The sequence below is a fragment of the Shewanella algidipiscicola genome (genome assembly GCF_003605125.1).
Lineage (GTDB): Bacteria > Pseudomonadota > Gammaproteobacteria > Enterobacterales > Shewanellaceae > Shewanella > Shewanella algidipiscicola.
Genome location: NZ_QPQT01000001.1, coordinates 35,064 through 54,908, shown reverse-complemented (window position 1 = coordinate 54,908; position 19,845 = coordinate 35,064). Strand labels below are relative to the sequence as shown.

Genomic DNA, 19,845 nt, shown 5'->3' with positions numbered 1-19,845 from the left:
GAGTGAATAGAGCACAATTAGTTCATTTATGTCGAGTGACACCTTGTAATAAAAGCAAAGTATACTGCAACTTAATTGATAACTTGTGGTTTAGTCAGAGACTTAGGATAATAGCCGGAGTTTGTCTTTAGCAAGTTGATTATGACTTTTATTGATTTAACCTCTTATCGATGTCCCTTAGCCTTAGTTAAGCTTAAGTTGGCGCTTAAACAGATGAGTGATGGCGAGCAACTGCTGGTGAGTCTTGCAGATAAAGGCTCACGCCAAGATGCGCCGCGGTTTTTAACACGACAAGGTTATCTGTACACCGAACAGCAAAATAATGACCAAGTATTAGTGCTCGCCGTAGTTAAAACGGCGCGGTCGTAATTGTAATGCATGACTGAGTAGGAAGTGTGAATGTTATCCTTATTAAGCAATTGGTATAAAGACCGATTTAGCGATCCCCAAGCGGTAACCCTAGTGTTTATCATTGTGGGTATTGCGCTGGCCCTCTATTTTGCTGGCGGGCTGTTGGCGCCGCTGTTGGTTGCCTTAGTATTAGCCTTTTTGCTTGAGTGGCCTGTCGCGCAAATGGGCCGTATTGGGATCAATCGCACCACAGGTGCTTCATTAGTCTTGGTGCTGTTTATCGGTATGATGATATTGCTGATGTTCGGTTTGGTGCCCAGCCTCTGGAAACAAGGGCTCGGCTTAGTCACAGATTTGCCCTCCATGCTTGATAAAGGGCTTATCACCATCAAAGCGTATGTCGAAAAATATCCTCAGTTCTTAAGTACCGAGCAGCTAGATGCGACCGTTGGTGAGCTTAAAAAGTTACTCGATACCCAGCACCTGTTGGACTTAGGTAAACAGCTCATAGGTTATTCAGCCTCACTATTGGTGTTAATGGTTTATACCATTTTGGTGCCATTATTGGTGTTCTTTTTCTTGAAGGACAAGGAGCAGCTCATTCGTGGTAGCAAGCGCTTTATCCCGTCTAATCGTGACTTAGCTCGTAAAGTCTGGTTAGAGATGAATCAACAAATCTTTAATTATATTCGCGGTAAAGTGATTGAGATTTTTATCATTGGCGTGGTCAGCTATCTGTTTTTTGCCATTATGGATCTGCGTTACGCCGCTTTATTGGGCGTGTTAACCGGATTGTCGGTATTGATCCCCTATGTTGGGGCTACATTGGTGACTCTGCCTATTGCCTTGGTGGCGTTCTTTCAGTGGGGCGTGAGCCCTGAGTTTGGTTATTTGATGTTAGGTTATGGCATCATTCAAGCACTCGACGGCAATGTGCTAGTGCCTGTGCTGTTTTCCGACGCCGTTGACTTACACCCTGTATTTATCATTGCTGCCGTGTTGGTGTTTGGTGGACTATGGGGCGTTTGGGGAGTATTTTTCGCTATCCCGCTGGCGTCTTTGGTGAAAGCCGTGATCAATGCTTGGCCGCAAGTGAACTCGGCTTCGTTAACGTTAGATAAGCCTGAAGATGAAACAGCTGATAAGCAGACATCAGCTACACCATCGAACTAAGTGTATTCTTTCTTTTAAGTACTAAGAGTTGCAAGGTCATGGCAGGGGTAAGACTGTGCGGATTAAGCGCAGTAGAATAGGGCGTTAAGCCCAGTTTCGCGGTAATAACTTATGTTGTAACAATCATTTTGAAAATAAAAAGCCAGCAACTAAGCTGGCTTTTTTGTTAGCTAATGCATTGTTGCTTACTGGCTATCAATAACTTTCATAACAACTTCATGATGATCTTTGGTTTTAAATTTATCGAACACATGTAGGATTTTGCCGTCTTGACCGATAAGAAAGCTCAACCTATGGATGCCATCATACACTTTGCCCATAAATTTCTTCTCGCCCCACACGCCAAATGCATCGGCAATGGCATGGTCTTCATCACTTAATAATGAGAAGTTAAGTTGATGTTTATCGGCAAAACGCGCCAGCTTAGCGACAGGATCTGGGCTGATACCCAAGACTGTGACCTGATTGGCGTCAAGTTGGGGTTTACTGTCTCTTAAACCACAAGCCTGTACAGTGCAGCCAGGTGTCAGTGCTTTAGGATAAAAGTAAACCAATACAGGGCCGTCTTTTAATGCTGCTTCGAGTGAAATGGCTTCATCGTTTTGATCTTTTAGGGTAAAGGTTGGGGCAACATCCCCTTGGACTAAGGTTTTCATTCGCTTTCCTTTTGATTGCTGTCGATCCCCTGCATACGTTCAATATTGCAGCTAAGGTTCAATTCGTCGGCAAGTTCGATGATATTTTGTTCGAGTTGTTCGATATCCACTTTCTCTGGCACATTAATGGTTAAAAACACATTTTGTATTGGCTCACCGTCAGCGGTTTCTTCAGCATGTGAGCGTACGGCTGCAAGATCCAGTGAGCGGTCGGCCAAAAATTGTGTTAAGCGTTTCATGGTGCCACGCTGATCTTGACCATTAAAAGAGACTTGTAGGCGTGACACATAATGGCGTGGTGTGTGCTTTGAGGTGCGTTTCATCACGCTTAAAAGCCCCAGCTCGACACTTAATGCTGGCAAATTTGCTTCCATCTTAGTGATGGCAGGCCAGGAACCAGAAATCATCATGATCAAGGTAAACTCATTGCCGAAAATGGCCATTCTACTGTCGACAATATCGCAGTCACATTCACTCGCAAGGCGTGCAAACTTACTGACGATACCGGGACGATCCGCCCCCAGTGCGGTGACGACCAGATGATTAGACATGAAATTCCCCCGTGTTGCTGTGAAAATAGTACAAATAAACGCCGCTAAACGATAACGTTTTTTTGAAGCACGACATGCTAACACATGTTAGTGATTTTGCGATCCCTGTCTTAACAAACGCTCAAACAAATAATCAGGGTGCCTATGAGGTGAAATTCTCGCGCTGTGGCGAGAGTTATGCTTGTTTTTAACGCTTAGCATCAGTACCATAGCCAATCCTGAATCCTTGGGGAAGTCACATGATAAACGGAAGCATTGTAGCCTTAATCACACCAATGAATAGTGATGGCTCAGTCGATTATGCAAGTCTAGAGAAACTGGTCGAATACCATATTGAACAGGGTACGGACGCTATTGTCGCGGTTGGTACCACTGGCGAGTCTGCTACTTTACCCATGGCTGAACACATTGAAGTGGTCAAACACGTGGTTAAATTTGCAGCCGGACGCTTACCTATCATAGGTGGTAATGGCGCTAATGCAACGGCGGAAGCGATAGAGCTGACCAAGGCACAGGCAAACAGTGGCGTTGCCGCCATGCTTGGTGTCACACCTTATTATAATAAGCCGACACCCAAAGGGCTTATCGCGCATTATCGGGCGGTTGCAGCCTCGACCGACATTCCACAAATTTTATACAATGTACCAGGCCGTACTTCGGTAGATATGTTACCTGAAACCGTGGCTGAACTCGTGTCTGTGCCTAACATTATTGGCGTAAAAGAAGCGACTGGCGATCTCAGCCGCGTCGCAAGGTTACGTGAACTGTGTGGTAACGACTTTAAACTTTATAGTGGCGATGACCCAACGGCTCGAGAGTTTCTTAGTTTAGGTGGTGACGGCGTCATTTCAGTGACCAACAACATAGTGCCTAAAGCGTTTAAAGTGATGTGTGCTGCCGCATTAAACGGGGATATGGCCACCGCGATTGTGATAGAAGAGCAAATTAAACCTCTGTTTAGTGCTCTATTTTGCGAAGCCAATCCTATTCCTGTTAAATGGGCCGCTCACCGTATGGGTTTGATAAATGACGGTCATATTCGTTTACCTTTGACGGAACTTTCCCCCCAGTTTCATGGTCTGTTGCTAGAAGCGATGAAAAATGCCCGAATAGAGGTTCAATAATAGATGCTAAAGCAAGTCACCCCAATTTTACTGATTGCAGCTGTTTCAGCCTGTAGTTCACCCATTGATAGACGTCAGGCTAATGGTAGCGATGAGTATGTGTTATTGGAGTCTCAGCCCAAGTTGGTGATACCCCAAGGGCTTAATCAACCTAAATACAGCAGTGAGTATGATATCCCACCCGTTGGTAACAAGGTCGATACTAGCCTTGTGGGTAAAAAGCTGGATATTCGTCCACCATTACAAGTATTGCCTATGGCTGAAGGTACTCACGTTGAAGAATCGAGCGACAGTATTAAGGTTGTAGTCGAATCGATTGATAATGATATCGACTTAAGATCCGAGATGCTTGATATTCTTAAGGCCTATCTTAATAGCAAGTCAATTAAGATGGTTAAAGAAGATGATGAAGCCGGAATTATTGAAACGGATTGGATAGAGAACCAAGAGGTAATCGACTCCAATTTATGGGGCGCAGATGACGTTTATTTAGTGCGTCAACGTTATCGCTTTACCGTTAATGTGCGTCCTCATGGCCGTAGTGGTAATTTAGCTATTGAGCTGATTGATCATGAAGAGCGTTTTGACGGTCAAGATCAAGATGTTATCTTAAGCGGTGAAGATAAACGCCGTTATACGGTTGATATGCTTAATAACACTATTGCATTTATGAGTGTTAAACGTGCGCAATTAATTAAGGCTAAGCGACTGAAACAGAGTCTAGGTATCGATGTAAGTCTAGTGAAGGCCGAGTCTACCGCTGATACCGAGCCTGGTGCGAGTTATTGGTTAGCCCAAGCGCCGTTTAATCGCACATGGGATCGTTTACGTATTGTCTTACCAGAAATGGGCTTTGAAGTTGTCGACATGGACAGTAACAAAGGGCTCTATTTTATCAGTGTTAATGACGACTCTGGTTTCTGGAGTTCGTTATGGAATGATAACAAGCTTCCGTTAGAACAAGGTAGCTATCGTTTACGTATCGAACAAGATAGGGATAATACTAATACGCGTATTTACCTTAACGATATGAATGACGAGCCTTTGAGTAATGAGATGATTGAAACTGTCTACCAGACATTAGCCGATCTCATGCAAGAAGATCGTAAAATGCGCTAAATTCACATTCAGTCATGAAGTTAAAAAGAGGCTCGTATAGCCTCTTTTTTTATGCGTTATCGTTAAGATTTACCCCACAGTCAACCGCAATTGATCGCTTTAGCCATTTTGGGCGTACTGCAGCAGTGTTTTGTTTGCGTTAAGTTTGTAACCAAAAGTAAAACCCCTTGATGCGTCTTAAATCCTAGGTAAACTACCGTTAACAAATTGATGCCATTCGGAAGATTGATGAAAAAAACTATAATAATCTTAATGATATTAGCGGCAATCGCTGGCGCCTATTATTATAACAACCCATCTAGCAGTCAGCTAAGTATTAAGCCAAGGCCGATACCTAATGTGGTTATTGCCAAGGTTGAAATGCAGCCTATTCGTGATGAAGTTGAAGCATTAGGCACGGGCAAAGCCAATGAATCGATCACAGTTACGCCTAAAGTGACTGATATGATCACCGAGCTGAATTTTGAAGATGGGGACATTGTCGAGAAAGGCCGCCTATTGGTGCGTTTACAAGACAGAGAACAGATTGCCAGTGTTACTGTCGCTCGAGTAAAGATGAACGATCACAAGAGAGAGCTTGCACGTATTAGCTCACTAGTGACCAGCCAAACAGTAGCCGCACTAGAACGCGATCGACTACAAACCTTAATCGATACCGCCAAAGCACAGTTAGAGCAAGCAGAATCAGCATTAAAAGACCGACGCATAATTGCACCGTTCTCAGGCCGCCTTGGTTTACGTCAAGTCAGTGAAGGTAGTTTGGTGACTCCAGGTACAGTTATAACCACGCTCGATGATATCTCCACCATTAAATTAGATTTCTCCGTACCCGAGCGCTTCTTGCAGTCGCTTAAAGTGGGTAAGACGGTAGAAACTAGTGCGGTTGCCTACGATGGTGAACTGTTTAGCGGTAAGGTGATATCCATCGATAGCCGAGTCAACCCCACCACTCGCGCGGTTGTCGTGCGAGCGGCTTTGCCCAATCAAGATTTACGTTTATTGCCTGGTATGTTGATGAAGGTCAAGCTTATCAAGCAAAACCGTGAAGCCTTAATTATTCCTGAAGCGGCGATTATTCCTATCCAGCGTGATCAATTTGTGTATCTCGTTAACGATGACAATGTGATAGAGCAACGCCAAGTTAAACTTGGTATTCGTAAACGTGGCTGGGTGGAGATTGTAGAAGGGCTGCAGGTGGGTGAGCAAGTGGTGACCCGCGGTATTTTAAAGGTTCGCCCAGGTGATGAAGTGAAAGTGCAGCTGAGCGAAAACTTTAGTTTTCTTCAGCAGGCTAAGGTGGAGCCCCTAGTATGATCTTGACGGATTTGTCGGTAAAGCGACCGGTTTTTGCTTCCGTCATTAGCATCTTGTTGATTATATTTGGCTTAGTGGCATTTGATAAGTTGCCCCTGCGCGAATACCCCAATATCGATCCTCCGATAGTGTCGGTTCAAACTAATTATCGCGGTGCAAGCGCAGCGGTAGTTGAAAGCCGGATAACTCAGCTGGTTGAAGACCGTATCAGTGGCGTCGAGGGGATCCGTAATATTAATTCATCGAGCCAAGATGGACGTTCGTCGGTGACGTTAGAATTTGATGTCGGCCGAGACATCGAGGCGGCCGCTAACGATGTCAGAGATCGCATCTCGGGGTTACTGAACAATTTACCTGAGGAAGCCGATCCGCCAGAAGTGCAAAAGGCCAATGGCGGCGATGAAGTGATCATGTGGCTTAATCTGGTTTCGGATCAGATGAACACTTTGCAGCTGACTGATTATACTCGTCGTTATTTAGTTGACCGTTTCTCTGTTCTCGATGGTGTGGCCAATATTCGCATCGGTGGCGGTAAAGTCTATGCCATGCGAGTGTGGATAGATCGCCAAGCCTTAGCGGCGCGAAAACTGACCGTTGCCGATATTGAACGAGTGCTGCGTTCAGAAAACGTCGAGTTACCCGCAGGCTCTGTCGAATCTCAAGATCGTCATTTTACGGTACGCTTAGAGCGTAGCTTTAAAAATGCCAACGATTTTGCCAATTTAGTCTTGGCTGAAGGTGATGATGGCTACCTGATTAAGTTAGGTGATGTGGCGAGAGTCGAAGTGGGTTCAGAAGAGGAACGCATCACTTTTAGAGGCAATAAAGAGTCGATGATAGGCCTTGGCGTCTCTAAGCAATCGACTGCAAATACCTTAGATGTGGCGCGGGCAGCCAATGCCCTAGTCGATAAAATCAATCCTACCTTGCCCGCAGGAATGGAGATTAAGCGCTCATACGACAGCTCGGTATTTATCGAAGCCTCGGTCAAGGAGGTGTATCAAACACTATTTATCGCCATGTTTTTGGTGATAGTGGTGATCTACCTATTTTTGGGCAGTGTGCGCGCCATGTTAATTCCAGCGTTGACAGTGCCTGTATCGTTAATGGCGACGTTTATCGTGCTTTATGCCTTAGGGTATACCATCAACTTGCTAACCCTACTGGCGATGATTTTAGCCATTGGTATGGTCGTTGATGACGCAATTGTGGTACTTGAGAACATCCACCGGCGGATAGAGGAGGGCGACTCACCCTTAAAAGCCGCTTATTTAGGCTCACGGGAGGTGGCGTTTGCGGTCGTCGCGACCACGTTAGTGTTAGTGGCCGTCTTTATGCCCATCACCTTCTTAGAGGGCGATTTAGGTAAGCTGTTTAAAGAGTTTGCCGTAGCCATGAGTTCTGCTGTGGTGTTCTCAAGCATTGTGGCTTTAACCTTAAGTCCGATGATGTGCTCTAAGTTACTCAAACCTGCTGGGCAGGAATCTTGGTTGGTGAAAAAAATCGATGCAGGAATGGACAGCTTGACACGCTTTTATCGTGCGACGCTCACCAAGGCGATGCAGCATCCATTTGTGGTGTCCTCTCTGGTGGTTATTGCGCTGGGAATGAGTGGCTGGCTAATGACTCAAGTACCACAAGAATTTGCTCCCCGTGAAGATAGAGGCTCGATGTTCTTAATCGTCAACGGGCCGCAGGGTGCCAGTTTTGAATATATCACTCCCTATATGGACGAAATTGAGTCACGCCTGATGCCTTTGGTTGATAGCGGTGATATTAAACGTCTGCTTATCAGGGCGCCGCGCAGTTTTGGTCGTAGTGCCGATTTCTCTAATGGGATGGCGATTATTGTACTAGAGGATTGGTCGCAGCGACGCAGCGCCTTTGAGATCATAGGTGATGTGCGGGCACGATTGGCCGATCTCGCCGGTGTGCGAGCTTTTCCTGTCATGCGACAAGCGTTTGGCCGAGGGGTAGGCAAGCCGGTACAGTTTGTCTTGGGCGGCCCAAGTTATGAAGAGATCGCTAAATGGCGTGACATCATATTGGAAAAAGCCAAAGATAATCCTAACCTTATTGGCCTAGATCATGACTATCAAGAAACCAAGCCACAACTGCGGGTGATCATAGATAAAGATCGCGCCGCTGCCCTTGGGGTATCAATCTCGCATATAGGTCGCACATTGGAGTCGATGTTAGGCTCAAGACTCGTGACGACCTTTATGCAAGGCGGTGAAGAGTATGATGTGATCATCGAGGGTGAGCGCGACAATCAAAATACCGCCCATGATTTAACCAATATCTATGTTCGCTCAGACCGTACTCAGGCGTTGATCCCCTTAGCTAACTTAGTGTCTGTGGAGGAGTTTGCCGATGCAAATCAGCTTAATCGCTATAACCGAATGCGGGCAATCACCATTGAGGCTAATTTGGCCGATGGCTACAGTTTAGGCGAGGCGTTAGATTACCTTAACGAGCTTGCCTACACCTATCTGCCAGCTGAGGCGGTGATTAGTTATAAAGGGCAGTCGCTGGATTATCAAGAGTCGGGTAGTTCAATGTACTTTGTATTCTTACTCGCCTTGGGAATTGTCTTTTTGGTGCTGGCTGCGCAATTTGAGAGTTATGTTCATCCTGTAGTGATCATGCTGACGGTACCGCTAGCCACATTAGGCGCGCTGGTTGGCTTATGGCTTACAGGGCAAAGCCTTAACATTTACAGTCAGATAGGCATTATTATGTTGGTCGGCTTAGCGGCTAAAAATGGTATTTTGATTGTTGAATTTACTAATCAGTTACGTGACAAAGGGGTGGTATTTAAAGAGGCGATTGTACAAGCGTCAAGCCAGCGTTTGCGCCCCATTTTAATGACTGGGATCACGACAGCGGCAGGGGCTATCCCCTTGGTGATGGCGCAAGGCGCAGGGGCTGAGACCCGTTTTGTGATTGGGGTTGTGGTATTGTCAGGTATTGTGCTTGCAACTATCTTTACACTGCTGGTGATCCCCGTGGCCTACTCATTGCTGGCGCAAAATACCAGTTCACCCGAAGCGATTAGCAGGCAGCTTGACCAAGAACTGCAACAACCTAATTAGTCTAAGTGGTGAATACAAAGCCAACCTTATTCGGTTGGCTTTTTTTATCTATGACGTTTTGCTAATTAACAACGTCAATAAGGTGTTGTATCTTTAACGTAACAAGGATTTTTTATCGTCAATGGCGATGTAATAAGGGAGTTAGTTGCGATGATAACTGAGATAGTGAACCTGACATCAGGGGGGACAATATCTGCGCCGGTGACGGCGCAAAAAGGAGCGATTCACTGTGATGGTCGACTCAGCAAGACTCGTTATCATTTACAGTTTGAGCCTTTTGATACGTCCTCCATCATTGGCCCCACCTTATTAGCTTTGGTTGATATCGTTAAGGTCGATACTTGCTGGGGTAAAGGTGCTGGGATATTACCTATAACCCCCAACGGTATCGAAGTCAGCTTAAAAGATGGCAGTCAATATCAATTTATTGTCGGTGATCCACAACAATGGATAGCACTATTAGTAGGGCAGCAATGATAGCTATGGCTTGAAGTGACAAAAAAGGCTTACCTTAGGTAAGCCTTTTTAGTCATGATATCGGTGTTAAGGTTTTGGCTTACCATCAGTATCGCTGTTATCGCTAGCGCTTGGCGGTTCCACTTGAGGCGAGTCATTTTCATTCTGCAGGCCCTTAGACTTAGGTTTAGGCTTTTGGGGGTGCCCCTTGCCAAATTGATGCATCTTAAACTTAGCGTTGTACTTGAGCACAGCAAGATTACTGACTATCACAGCGATGATTATGATGACAATTATCCAAGTTTCTAGACTCGACATGACTCACCTCTGGTTATTATTAGTCGACGGCTAAACGTGCTTCGCAGATGCGAATGTCTTCAGGTGTGTCAACTTCTGGTGAATCGAATGCACTAATCGCCACTTTGATTTTATAACCGTATTCTAGGGCGCGAAGTTGTTCTAATTTCTCTAAATTTTCCAGACGGCCAAGAGGCAGCTTAGCAAATGTTGATATGAAAGCGCGCGTGTAACCGTAAATACCTAAATGTTTATAGACAGGATAATCGTTGGTATCACGGCCATAGGGGATACGTGCGCGGGAGAAGTATAAGGCATTATAATCGTTATCGAACACCATTTTGACATGTTTAGGATCGTTTAATTCACTTTCTTCGGTGATCTGCACGCCTAAGGTTGCCATGGCAAATTCACCTGGATGACGCTCAAATAAGCTGATGAGCTGCTCAATAGTGATAGGGTCGATAAGCGGTTGATCGCCTTGTAGGTTAATGACTAAGTCGTCGTCTTTTAGCCCCAATTGGGTGATAGCATCTTCAATGCGGTCGGTACCCGATGCCGCATTTTCATCTGTCATGACCACTTTACCGCCAAATGATTCCACCGCAGCTTTAATGCGTTCATCATCGGTGGCCACATAGATGGAAGTTAATCCTTTTGCCAATGCTGCGCGTTCATATACGTGCTGGATCATTGGCTTGCCGTTAATCGGAGCTAGCGGTTTGCCGGGAAAACGGCTAGAACCATAGCGCGCAGGGATTAACAGAGTTACATTCATTATAGATACCTATTTTTATCAGTAAGTGGCGTCAAGATAAAAAGGCTCATAGAGAGCCTTATTCGAGAAGCCTGGGATTAAATACGACGGAACAGCTTAGTGAGCATCTCGTCGGTGACTTTTTCTTCCCATCCGCTACCATACACATTGTCCCATAATGGTCCCATGCTCTTGGTGACGGCGACCATTTTAGCGATGGTTTCATCAGGAAGATCTTTACAAATGTTCTTAGGTAGCACGATATTGTGCTTTTTCATCATCTGACGGAATTCTGCTACGCCTTCAGGGTAAAACTCTTCAAGTACATCAAAGGCTAAACAGTTGCCTATGCCATGGTGGTAGCCTAATACATAGCCTAGACCATAAGACACGGCATGACATGCGCCAACTTGGCTGTAAGCGATACTCATCCCGCCCATGTAAGATGCCATCATCAGCTTGTCATCTTTTTCTGGGTGATCGCCTAAGAAGACTTCGCGGCAAAGATCCATCGATTTTTCAGCGAAGGCCTTGGCAAATTCGTTGAGATAAGTACCTTGTAATGACTCGACACAGTGGATATAACAATCCATGCCCGTATAGAACCACTGATCGGTCGGTACGCCGTCGATCAGTTCAGAATCCATAATGATTTGGTCAAAAACCGTATAGTCTGAGTTTAATCCCAGCTTGCGCACTGGCCCACATAATACGGCGGTGCGCGATGCTTCGGCGCCCGTACCCGAAACCGTAGGGATACCTATATGATGTACTGCAGGGTGTTTTATGAGATCCCAGCCTTGGTACATGGCCGAACCACCAGGATTGGTTAGCATCAAAGAGACCGCTTTAGCCAGATCCATGGTGGCGCCGCCGCCTAGGCCGACCACGCTCACCGGAAGCTTAGGATTAAAGGCTTGGACTTGTTCAGTTAAAGCATCGACTTGTGCCGTGGTTGGCTCATCATCAACGTTGACATAAATGGTTAAATCCTGTGCCTTTGCTGGCACGCGGGTACCAAGGGGTTTATGTTGATGAACATCATCAACGAGAAACACCACAAAGTCATCGGCGTGCTGGCGTTCCGTATCAAGCACATTGTCAAGCTCGGCAAATGAGCCCCGACCAAAGATCATCTTAGGAACACATTTAAAGTTTTTAAAACTCATTACCACATTCTCCTTTGAGATTAGTACTGTAAGAGCAGGCCAGCGCAGTGGATTTAGGGTTACTGCGCGGCGGGCATACGAGGTGATTTAAGCAAAAGCACGTTTTATGTTGTCGATACGCTGTTTGATCTCATCTTCGGTCCAAGAGAGTTTGATCAGCATAGAGATGGTACGACTCATGATAGCATCAGACTTAGGCACGGCAACTTTAGTGTAATCAGGCTTATCTTTTATGAGGGTAATGGGCAAGGCTGCTGGCGATTTAAGTTCTTGAATATGCTTCCAGTTATTCAGGTAGTGCCAGTTGTTGACATACCAGTAGAAGCAACCGTCAACGCCATTTTCAGCCAGCTTTTTACTGATTTCAATGGTGCGTGTTTCTGTTGGCATCATAAAGGTTAGGAAGCCTGCTGAATCGCCTTGTGGATCCGGGATCTCGCGGAACGAAACCTCAGGGATCTCGGTCATGGCATCTTTTAGCATCTTCTTATTTTTGCGTTGGATCTCGATGATGGTGTCTAACTTACGCAGTTGAGCGAGTCCCATCGCCGAGTTCATTTCTGAGATGCGGAAGTTAAGCCCCATGATAGGGTGGCCTTCTGCGCCGCGATCGTTACCGATATGATCGTGACCATGATCTGAGAACATGTGTGCATGGTTATAAATGGTTTCATTATTGGTGATCACCGCACCGCCTTCACCGCAGGTGATGGTTTTAACCGAATCAAACGAATAACAACCGACATCACCAATGGTGCCTAAGGCCTGGCCTTTATAACTGCCACCAATGGCTTGGCAAGCATCTTCTAAAATCACTAAGTTGTGTTTCTCGCAGATGGCTTTAATTTCATCCATCTTTGCCATAGAGCCGCACATATGCACTAAATTAATCGCCTTAGTGCGTGGGGTTATTGCCGCTTCAATCCCTTCTGGTGATAGACAGAGGGTTTCATCGATTTCGGCAAAAACCGGCACGGCTCCAGCCATGAATACGGCTTCAACCGATGCTACAAAGGTAAATGGCGGCACGATGACTTCATCACCAGCGCCAATGCCGGCTGCGGCCATTGCCGTTTGCAGTGCTGCGGTGCCGCTTGATACTAAGTGAGCATGCTTAACGTTCATTTTCTCACAAAGCAGCGCTTCCATCTCACGTGTTTTCCAGCGGTCATTACGCATGTGGTCAAAGTTATAACGGAAGGTAAAGCCGTTTTCCATAACATCTGCAACTTCTTGCTTCTCTTCAGGACCAAATAGTTCAAAACCAGGCATCGAAAGTTTCCTTAGCGTTCATTGCGCGCAGGGCGCGAAAAATATGCTCAATTATAACTGGGATGAGGGGGGGACTGCGATGTTTATTCAGTAATATTTATCGCAATTAGCCATTTTTTTATATCGCTTGGATAAGACTGAATATAAAAAGCGCACGATAGGGTAATCATGCGCAGTGATATTTTGCGTGATTTGAGCCGTGCGCTTAACGGCGACTGATAATCTCTTTATCTACGGTAACGTCAAGATCGGTCAGCAAGCCATTTTCAACGCCGTAAATCCAGCCGTGTACTGCGACATTGTGGCCGCTCTCCCAAGCGTCTTGCACTATATTAGTACTGACCACATTGCCCACTTGCTCAATCACATTAAGCTCGCATAAGCGGTCGAAACGGGCTTTGTCGTCAAGTATGGCTAACTCAGAATCATGCAGGCGATGAATATCTCGAATATGGCCTAACCAGTTGTCAATTAGCCCTAAGCGTTGTTTGCCCATGGAGGCCTTTATGCCACCGCAGCCGTAGTGTCCCACCACCATGATGTGCTTCACTTTGAGCACTTCTACCGCGTATTGCAGCACAGATAAGCAGTTTAGATCCGTATGAATGACCATATTGGCGATATTACGATGCACAAATACTTCACCAGGCATGAGGTCGATTATCTGATTAGAGGGCACTCGGCTGTCTGAGCAGCCGATCCAGAGATATTCTGGACTCTGCTGCTGAGCCAGTTGTTGGAAGAAATGAGGATTCTCTTCGAGAATGCGGCCCGCCCAGCGGCGATTGTTGTCAAACAGAGGTTTAAGTAGTTTCATTTTATAACATTAATGTCTTTTAAAAGATTTTCGCTGGAAATTTTAGCACCTAATCACACCTTGGCTGGTCTATTCAGTGCTAAATACTGTAAAACGTTTCATCTTAGGTACTTATTAGCCTTTTATGTGCTGAGTATGAAATGCTAACAGGTGTTGATTAACTAGGTCTGCTTGCTCAAGATTGGCCATGTGTCCGGCGTGTGGCAGGTGGATATATTGACTGCCATCAATGGCATCGTGCATTAGATAACCTTCGAGTATAGGGTGCAACCGATCATCCGCGCCTGTCATGATAAGACAAGGCAAGGTTAATTGCTCAATATCTTCCATGATATCGCGTCTGCCATAGAGGATGCGGCCTAAGCGGTGTAGCGAGTCGATACGCTCTGGTGCAATGCCACTCAATTGCTGCTTAAAGGCTTTTATTAGCTGCGGATTATCTTGCTCTGCTGAGGCACTAAAGTAACGCGTTGCAAGCTGGTTTATATGGTCAGCAGAGATTGATTTAGTCTGGTTTATTTCATCGAGCATGGCGTAATAGTTGGCGCGGCTCACTTCCGGTTCAAAACCGAGAAAACTGCCCAGCATGACTAAACTGTTGACCCGAGCTGGCGCGAGCAAGGTTAGCTCCGCGCCCCACATGCCGCCGATCCCTTGACCAATCATTGAAAAGTTATCGATATTGAGGCTATCAAGTAAAGCCAAATATTGTTCAGCTAATTGCTTTAATGAGCGGCAAGAGGCAGGCAGCTTATCTGACTGACCATGTCCCCACAGATCTGGCACGATACAGCGATAATGTTGGCTAAGCTCGGCCAGTTGTGGCTGCCAGCTGGTGCTGTCACATAGGTAGCTGTGGCCGAATAACAATACCGGGCCTTCACCTATGTCAAGATAGTGCATCGTATGACCGTCAATAATCTGGGTGTGTTGTGTTAATAGTTGGTTCATGTTGACTCAATATAAAGTATAAAGATTAGCCCGCCGGAGAGGGGGCAACATGGAACACATAGTGGCTGACTAAGTGTTCGAGTCTAGCTAATATCGCGTTTTTTAATGCTATGGGTTGCTGCGACAAGATGGTGGCGAGGCTTTGAGGATCAAACGCAGCAAGATAATCGTTAGCTTTGGGATAATAACTCAAATGCCATGGCTCAGGGCTGACGCCACTTAAGCCCGCCTGAAACGGAAAATAAAACCCAAAATCGCCACAGTAACGGGTGAGCCAAGAGTGCAGCGCATGGCAGGGGCCATCGGCTTGATACTCGCTGGGTATAAGTTGTAACTGCTTGCGAGACATCTGATGCGCATCATATATGTCAATATCTGTGCCCCAATGATGGCGCGATGTGCCAGGCAGTGCCGACCAAAGTAAGATGGCATCGATTAATTGATCCTCGCTAAGGTGTCGGATATCGATAGGCTGTGAGCGTGCATCGAGGACCGCGCGTTGTCCCTTGGCTTTGGCGTTCCATATGGCTAATTGCCGTGGAAGATCACGATAAGCGGAGCAAATTTGTAATGAGATATTGTCTTTGGCGGCCGCGGTTTGCATCAACATCAATTGTTGAGCGGTATCACTTTGTAATTGATGGCCTTGAAAATCAATAAGCTGATTATTTTCAAGGCCATAAAGGTAGCCAGTGTTTAGCACAATAGCTTTTCCAAAATCCGCTGATATACCAAGGCAAGCTGTTCAATATCGGCGACCTTAACGCATTCATTCACCTTGTGAATGGTGGCGTTTACAGGGCCAACTTCAATGACTTGGGCGCCAGTAGGCGCAATAAAACGGCCATCAGAGGTGCCACCAGAAGTTTGCGGATCGGTATCGAGCGTGGTGATCTCTTTAATGGCTTCTTTGGTGGCTTGCAGTAGTGGCCCATCTTCAGTTAAAAATGGCAAGCCGTTATAGATCCAACTAATGTCATAATCTAAGCCGTGTGCATCGAGAATGTTGAGTACGCGCTGGATTAAAATCTCGGCGGTCACCTCGGTCGAGTAACGGAAATTAAACATCACCTCAAGCGCCCCAGGAATAACATTCGATGCGCCGGTGCCGCCATTAATATTGGCGATTTGGAAACTGGTTGGCGGAAAAAACTCATTGCCTTTATCCCAAATCATGCGCGCCAATTCATCCAGTGCAGGTGCGGCCTTATGGATCGGGTTATCTGCTAGGTGAGGGTAGGCGACATGGCCTTGAATCCCTTTGACGGTCAAGTTTCCAGTGAGGCTCCCACGGCGGCCATTTTTGACTATGTCACCTAACTTATGGGTCGATGAGGGTTCACCCACTAACGACCAAGTGATTTTTTCGTTGCGGGCTTCGAGTGTATCAATGACACGCGGGGTGCCATTGATAAATGGGCCTTCCTCATCACTGGTGATCAAAAAGGCGATTGAGCCTTTATGGTTAGGGTGTTGCTCGACAAAGCGCTCGGTGGCAACCACCATGGCGGCGAGCGACCCTTTCATATCTGCTGCGCCGCGTCCATGCAGATAACCGTCAATCACCACAGGTTCGAAAGGGGGGGTATGCCAGCGGTTAAGCTCGCCTACCGGTACTACATCGGTATGACCTGCAAAACAAAACAGCGGGCCATCATTGCCTCGTCTAGCCCACATATTGGTGGTGTCTTCAAACACCATAGATTCAATGGTAAAGCCTTTTGCGGCGAGGCGATCCGCCATGACCTGCTGGCACCCTTCGTCGAGTGGGGTAACCGATGCGCGGCTAATCAGATCTTGTGCCAGCGTTAACACAGCGTCTGTCATTAGTTAAAGATCTCCTGATACTGTTCGGCCTTAAAGCCAACCCATACCTTATTTTTAATCACTAATACCGGCCGCTTAATCAAGGTAGGATGAGCAAGCATCAATTCGATAGCTTTGTGCTTGTCTATGGCGGTTTTATCGTCATCACTGAGATTTCTAAAGCTAGTACTGCGTTTGTTAAATAACGTCTCCCAACCTAAGGTCTCGACCCAGGCTTCTAAATCGGCTTGGTTTAGACCATCGTCACGAAAATCATGAAAAACAACCGTTTGTTGATGTTGTTCTAGCCACTTACGGGCTTTTTTAACGGTATCGCAATTTTTTATGCCATAAAGGGTCAAAATGGGGTCTCCTTACTGGATGAGGTGCGCTATTACTGCGCTATGATTTGCATTGTGTCATCGAGTCTTGTCCGGCTCAAGTGTTACGATAGGCGCCGATAATAAATGCTCAAAAAAACGTTGATTTTGGGTCACGTTTGATATGACATTATTGCGCCATTTAGGCGCAATAATGTGTTGGTTGTATACTTGTATATGGACCATGAAGTTCAGCATTAAAAAGTAATCATTAATCGCTGAGCCCTAAATCAAGAGTTAAGCGTGACGCTTAGGACGATTTCTATAACTGCACTGAAAAGATAATGTCTTTACCCGCCTCGATAGAGCCTTGATGTTTATCAATACGCTTAATATCCTCCATATTGGCCAACACCACAGGAGTAAGTAAACTTTCTACATGGGTTTTGAGGTAATCGAGATCAAATTCCAATATGGGATCGCCCATCTTTACTTGCTGGCCTTCTTCGGCTAAACGCTTAAAGCCGTTGCCGCGCAGTTCGACCGTGCCAACACCAAAATGGACAAACAGCTCTAAACCATGGGGAGATTCAATGCTAAAGGCATGGTTAGTTTCAAATATTTTGCCGATAGTGCCATCGATTGGCGCTAACATTTGGTGACCCTTCGGGGCGATTGCTATGCCGTCACCGACAATCTTTTCAGCAAATACCACATCGGGTACTTTTTCAATGGCAACAATCTCACCCGACACGGGGGCGAACACATCTATACCACCACTGATGGGCGGTTGGCCTGACACTAAACGCCGAATTCGACTCAAAAATCCCATTAATTAGCCCCTATGCTGATGCCCAGCTGAACGATGAATACGTTTTCGATAGCATACTCAATAATTATCAAGAGTGACAGCATGTTAACAACTCATTTAGTGTCTCTATGCGTGAAATCACTTTAGCATGTTGCGCCAGTTCGACACACTCTATGTAGGTCCAGCGGCTGAGCTCTTGTTTTATTTCAAGTAAGGCTGCCACACTAACACTTAATTCATCAATGCCAAGACCAACTAATAGGGCAGTAGCGCGCGGATTACTGGCTAATTCACCACATAAAGATACTGTCACTTTGGCTGCGTGGGCTTGGTTAATGGTTTGACTGATGAGTTTGATGAGCGCCGGAGACAGCACTGGATAGCGCTTAATGAGCTCTGGATTGCCTCGGTCTGCAGCCATGGTGTATTGTGTTAAGTCATTGGTTCCTATGCTGATAAAGTCGAGTAAAGGTAGCATCGATGCTAAATTTAATACTGCTGCGGGGGTCTCGACGACGATCCCCATTGACAGTGGACCATAGCCCTTCTCTTGCTCAATAAGCTCTGTTTTACACTGCTCGATAAGTGCCAATATCGTCTCGAGCTCTTCGACTTGATTGACCATAGGAAACATTAATCGAATCGGTCCCTGATTGGCAGCACGCAAAATGGCCTTTAGCTGTACACAAAACAGTTGCGGGTGGGCAAGGGTGTATCGTACACCACGTAGCCCTAATGCTGGGTTTTCCTCAACGGGCATTGCTAAAGCAGGCACCTCTTTATCGGCACCGATATCGATAGTACGAATTGTCAGTATTCTGCCGTTAAGTAGCTGTAATGCATCACAGTAAAGTTGATATTGTTGCTGTTCATCGGGCAGTTGTTGGCGGTTCATCAACATAAACTCGGTGCGAAATAACCCTACACCTTCACCACCAACGGAGCTAAGGTGATTGATTTCGCTAATGCAGCCTACGTTAGCAAGTAGGGCGATGGGGTGGCCATCTGAAGTTTGAGTGGGGTGATCTTTAAATTTAAGTAACTCAGTTTTACGTCGTAATGTTTGTTGCTGTGCCAGTGTCAGTTGCGCAACCTGCTCGGCATCGGGATCGATAAACAGCAAACCATTTAGGGTATCGATAGCAACGGGTGTACCATCGACGATATCGTTAAGATTGCATTCACAGCCCACTAGGGTGGGGATATCGAAGCTGCGTGCTAAAATAGCGCTGTGGCTGGTGATGCCGCCCGTTTGCAACACTAATCCTGCGAGGTTTTCTAGCGGTAACAGGGCAAATTCAGCTGGGGTGATATCTTTGGCGATCACTATGCTATTGCGGGGCAACTCGGTTAATGTACTGCATTTACCCGTGAGCAGGGTGGTTATAACTCTTTGACCTAAAGCTAATATATCATCAGAGCGGCTGGCTAAATAAGGTGAGTCCATCGCCTGCAGTGCTTGGGCTTGTTTAGCAAAGGTATGTTCTACCGCTAATGCCGCAGAAAACTGTTGCTCAGTTATCGCTGCGCGAAGCTCAGCCTGCAGATCAGCGTCTTCTAACAGTAGTAAATCTGCCTCAATTAATTGGTAATGCTCACTATTAGGATCGAGATGCTGCGCACTGTGTTTTATTTGCTGAATTAAAGAAGCGAGTGCTTTGTCGAGTCGAGCCTGTTCTATTCCCAGCTGCGCAGGCGGTATAAGATGGTAATCGAGCTGACTGTGATAAGGGGTAACCACTTTTGCTTGCCCAAAGGCGATTCCTCCCGCCACGGCTATCCCTTTAATGCGCATCTCGAACTCCT

At 46.1% G+C, this 19,845-nt stretch carries 20 protein-coding genes; 7 read left to right on the top strand and 13 right to left on the bottom strand.

Annotation, left to right across the window (positions count from 1 at the left end; all coding sequences use genetic code 11):
- The first annotated feature begins 141 nt into the window (after positions 1-141).
- Complete coding sequence (locus DVO77_RS00235; protein WP_119976864.1) at positions 142-369, top strand: sulfurtransferase TusA family protein; 228 nt, start codon at positions 142-144, stop codon at positions 367-369.
- A gap of 30 nt (positions 370-399) precedes the next feature.
- A complete protein-coding gene (locus DVO77_RS00230; protein ID WP_119976863.1) occupies positions 400-1,524 on the top strand; it encodes an AI-2E family transporter in 1,125 nt (374 codons plus the stop codon).
- Positions 1,525-1,709: 185 nt separating this feature from the next.
- Here DVO77_RS00230 and bcp read toward each other — a convergent pair whose 3' ends face one another.
- On the bottom strand, positions 1,710-2,180 hold the full coding sequence (gene bcp / locus DVO77_RS00225; RefSeq protein WP_119976862.1) for a thioredoxin-dependent thiol peroxidase: 471 nt from the start codon (positions 2,178-2,180) through the stop codon (positions 1,710-1,712).
- Positions 2,177-2,731: a glycine cleavage system transcriptional repressor gene (locus DVO77_RS00220; protein ID WP_110457949.1), complete on the bottom strand. Its 555-nt coding sequence runs from the start codon at positions 2,729-2,731 to the stop codon at positions 2,177-2,179. The genes bcp and DVO77_RS00220 overlap by 4 nt, the downstream gene beginning before the upstream one ends.
- A 239-nt stretch (positions 2,732-2,970) precedes the next feature.
- Between DVO77_RS00220 and dapA the strand changes: the two genes are divergently transcribed.
- The 5 genes from dapA (at position 2,971) to DVO77_RS00195 (ending at position 9,860) form a co-directional block, all read left to right on the top strand.
- Positions 2,971-3,855 (top strand): 4-hydroxy-tetrahydrodipicolinate synthase, encoded by an 885-nt coding sequence (dapA, locus tag DVO77_RS00215; RefSeq protein ID WP_110457948.1) that lies wholly within the window; start codon positions 2,971-2,973, stop codon positions 3,853-3,855.
- A gap of 3 nt (positions 3,856-3,858) precedes the next feature.
- Entirely contained in the window at positions 3,859-4,974 is a 1,116-nt protein-coding gene (gene bamC, locus DVO77_RS00210; RefSeq protein WP_119976861.1) for an NlpB/DapX family lipoprotein, read from the top strand.
- Positions 4,975-5,202: 228 nt separating this feature from the next.
- A complete protein-coding gene (locus DVO77_RS00205) occupies positions 5,203-6,288 on the top strand; it encodes an efflux RND transporter periplasmic adaptor subunit (protein WP_110457946.1) in 1,086 nt (361 codons plus the stop codon).
- Positions 6,285-9,383 (top strand): efflux RND transporter permease subunit, encoded by a 3,099-nt coding sequence (locus DVO77_RS00200; protein ID WP_119976860.1) that lies wholly within the window; start codon positions 6,285-6,287, stop codon positions 9,381-9,383. The genes DVO77_RS00205 and DVO77_RS00200 overlap by 4 nt, the downstream gene beginning before the upstream one ends.
- Before the next feature lie 150 nt (positions 9,384-9,533).
- On the top strand, positions 9,534-9,860 hold the full coding sequence (locus DVO77_RS00195) for a hypothetical protein (protein ID WP_110457944.1): 327 nt from the start codon (positions 9,534-9,536) through the stop codon (positions 9,858-9,860).
- A 66-nt stretch (positions 9,861-9,926) separates the two neighbouring features.
- On the opposite strand, the gene DVO77_RS00190 is transcribed toward DVO77_RS00195, so the two are convergent.
- The 11 genes from DVO77_RS00190 to ptsP all read right to left on the bottom strand — a co-directional run bounded on the left by DVO77_RS00190 (position 9,927) and on the right by ptsP (position 19,834).
- Entirely contained in the window at positions 9,927-10,157 is a 231-nt protein-coding gene (locus tag DVO77_RS00190) for a DUF2897 family protein (RefSeq protein WP_110457943.1), read from the bottom strand.
- A 19-nt stretch (positions 10,158-10,176) separates the two neighbouring features.
- Entirely contained in the window at positions 10,177-10,914 is a 738-nt protein-coding gene (gene kdsB, locus DVO77_RS00185) for an 8-amino-3,8-dideoxy-manno-octulosonate cytidylyltransferase KdsB (RefSeq protein WP_110457942.1), read from the bottom strand.
- Positions 10,915-10,991: 77 nt separating this feature from the next.
- Positions 10,992-12,062 carry a 3-deoxy-alpha-D-manno-octulosonate 8-oxidase KdnB gene (kdnB, locus tag DVO77_RS00180; protein WP_110457941.1) on the bottom strand — a complete coding sequence of 357 codons (1,071 nt, stop codon included), beginning with the start codon at positions 12,060-12,062 and terminating at the stop codon, positions 10,992-10,994.
- 87 nt (positions 12,063-12,149) lie between these two features.
- Positions 12,150-13,334: an 8-amino-3,8-dideoxy-alpha-D-manno-octulosonate transaminase KdnA gene (gene kdnA / locus DVO77_RS00175; protein WP_110457940.1), complete on the bottom strand. Its 1,185-nt coding sequence runs from the start codon at positions 13,332-13,334 to the stop codon at positions 12,150-12,152.
- Between the two features lie 205 nt (positions 13,335-13,539).
- On the bottom strand, positions 13,540-14,151 hold the full coding sequence (can, locus tag DVO77_RS00170) for a carbonate dehydratase (protein ID WP_110457939.1): 612 nt from the start codon (positions 14,149-14,151) through the stop codon (positions 13,540-13,542).
- A gap of 114 nt (positions 14,152-14,265) precedes the next feature.
- Complete coding sequence (locus tag DVO77_RS00165) at positions 14,266-15,102, bottom strand: alpha/beta fold hydrolase (protein WP_119976859.1); 837 nt, start codon at positions 15,100-15,102, stop codon at positions 14,266-14,268.
- Between the two features lie 25 nt (positions 15,103-15,127).
- Entirely contained in the window at positions 15,128-15,805 is a 678-nt protein-coding gene (locus DVO77_RS00160; protein WP_308444037.1) for a M15 family metallopeptidase, read from the bottom strand.
- Positions 15,799-16,929: a succinyl-diaminopimelate desuccinylase gene (gene dapE, locus DVO77_RS00155; protein ID WP_110457936.1), complete on the bottom strand. Its 1,131-nt coding sequence runs from the start codon at positions 16,927-16,929 to the stop codon at positions 15,799-15,801. Before dapE ends, DVO77_RS00160 begins: the two co-directional genes overlap by 7 nt.
- The gene (locus tag DVO77_RS00150; protein WP_119976857.1) at positions 16,929-17,270 is read right to left on the bottom strand and encodes an ArsC family reductase; all 342 of its coding nucleotides are present in this window, start codon (positions 17,268-17,270) and stop codon (positions 16,929-16,931) included. Before DVO77_RS00150 ends, dapE begins: the two co-directional genes overlap by 1 nt.
- Before the next feature lie 280 nt (positions 17,271-17,550).
- Positions 17,551-18,060 carry a PTS glucose transporter subunit IIA gene (gene crr / locus DVO77_RS00145; RefSeq protein WP_110457934.1) on the bottom strand — a complete coding sequence of 170 codons (510 nt, stop codon included), beginning with the start codon at positions 18,058-18,060 and terminating at the stop codon, positions 17,551-17,553.
- A 67-nt stretch (positions 18,061-18,127) separates the two neighbouring features.
- Positions 18,128-19,834, bottom strand: coding sequence for a phosphoenolpyruvate--protein phosphotransferase (gene ptsP, locus DVO77_RS00140; protein WP_119976856.1), 1,707 nt, complete (start codon positions 19,832-19,834; stop codon positions 18,128-18,130).
- Between the last annotated feature and the right edge of the window lie 11 nt (positions 19,835-19,845).

Coding starts and splice junctions, on each gene's coding strand:
- DVO77_RS00200 (WP_119976860.1), top strand. CDS start 6,285: ATGATCTTGACGGATTTGTCGGTAAAGCGACCGGTTTTTGCTTCCGTC.
- DVO77_RS00205 (WP_110457946.1), top strand. CDS start 5,203: ATGAAAAAAACTATAATAATCTTAATGATATTAGCGGCAATCGCTGGC.
- DVO77_RS00220 (WP_110457949.1), bottom strand. CDS start 2,731: ATGTCTAATCATCTGGTCGTCACCGCACTGGGGGCGGATCGTCCCGGT.
- crr (WP_110457934.1), bottom strand. CDS start 18,060: ATGGGATTTTTGAGTCGAATTCGGCGTTTAGTGTCAGGCCAACCGCCC.
- DVO77_RS00230 (WP_119976863.1), top strand. CDS start 400: ATGTTATCCTTATTAAGCAATTGGTATAAAGACCGATTTAGCGATCCC.
- DVO77_RS00235 (WP_119976864.1), top strand. CDS start 142: ATGACTTTTATTGATTTAACCTCTTATCGATGTCCCTTAGCCTTAGTT.
- bamC (WP_119976861.1), top strand. CDS start 3,859: ATGCTAAAGCAAGTCACCCCAATTTTACTGATTGCAGCTGTTTCAGCC.
- dapE (WP_110457936.1), bottom strand. CDS start 16,929: ATGACAGACGCTGTGTTAACGCTGGCACAAGATCTGATTAGCCGCGCA.
- dapA (WP_110457948.1), top strand. CDS start 2,971: ATGATAAACGGAAGCATTGTAGCCTTAATCACACCAATGAATAGTGAT.
- kdsB (WP_110457942.1), bottom strand. CDS start 10,914: ATGAATGTAACTCTGTTAATCCCTGCGCGCTATGGTTCTAGCCGTTTT.
- can (WP_110457939.1), bottom strand. CDS start 14,151: ATGAAACTACTTAAACCTCTGTTTGACAACAATCGCCGCTGGGCGGGC.
- kdnB (WP_110457941.1), bottom strand. CDS start 12,062: ATGAGTTTTAAAAACTTTAAATGTGTTCCTAAGATGATCTTTGGTCGG.
- bcp (WP_119976862.1), bottom strand. CDS start 2,180: ATGAAAACCTTAGTCCAAGGGGATGTTGCCCCAACCTTTACCCTAAAA.
- DVO77_RS00165 (WP_119976859.1), bottom strand. CDS start 15,102: ATGAACCAACTATTAACACAACACACCCAGATTATTGACGGTCATACG.
- ptsP (WP_119976856.1), bottom strand. CDS start 19,834: ATGCGCATTAAAGGGATAGCCGTGGCGGGAGGAATCGCCTTTGGGCAA.
- DVO77_RS00190 (WP_110457943.1), bottom strand. CDS start 10,157: ATGTCGAGTCTAGAAACTTGGATAATTGTCATCATAATCATCGCTGTG.
- kdnA (WP_110457940.1), bottom strand. CDS start 13,334: ATGCCTGGTTTTGAACTATTTGGTCCTGAAGAGAAGCAAGAAGTTGCA.
- DVO77_RS00195 (WP_110457944.1), top strand. CDS start 9,534: ATGATAACTGAGATAGTGAACCTGACATCAGGGGGGACAATATCTGCG.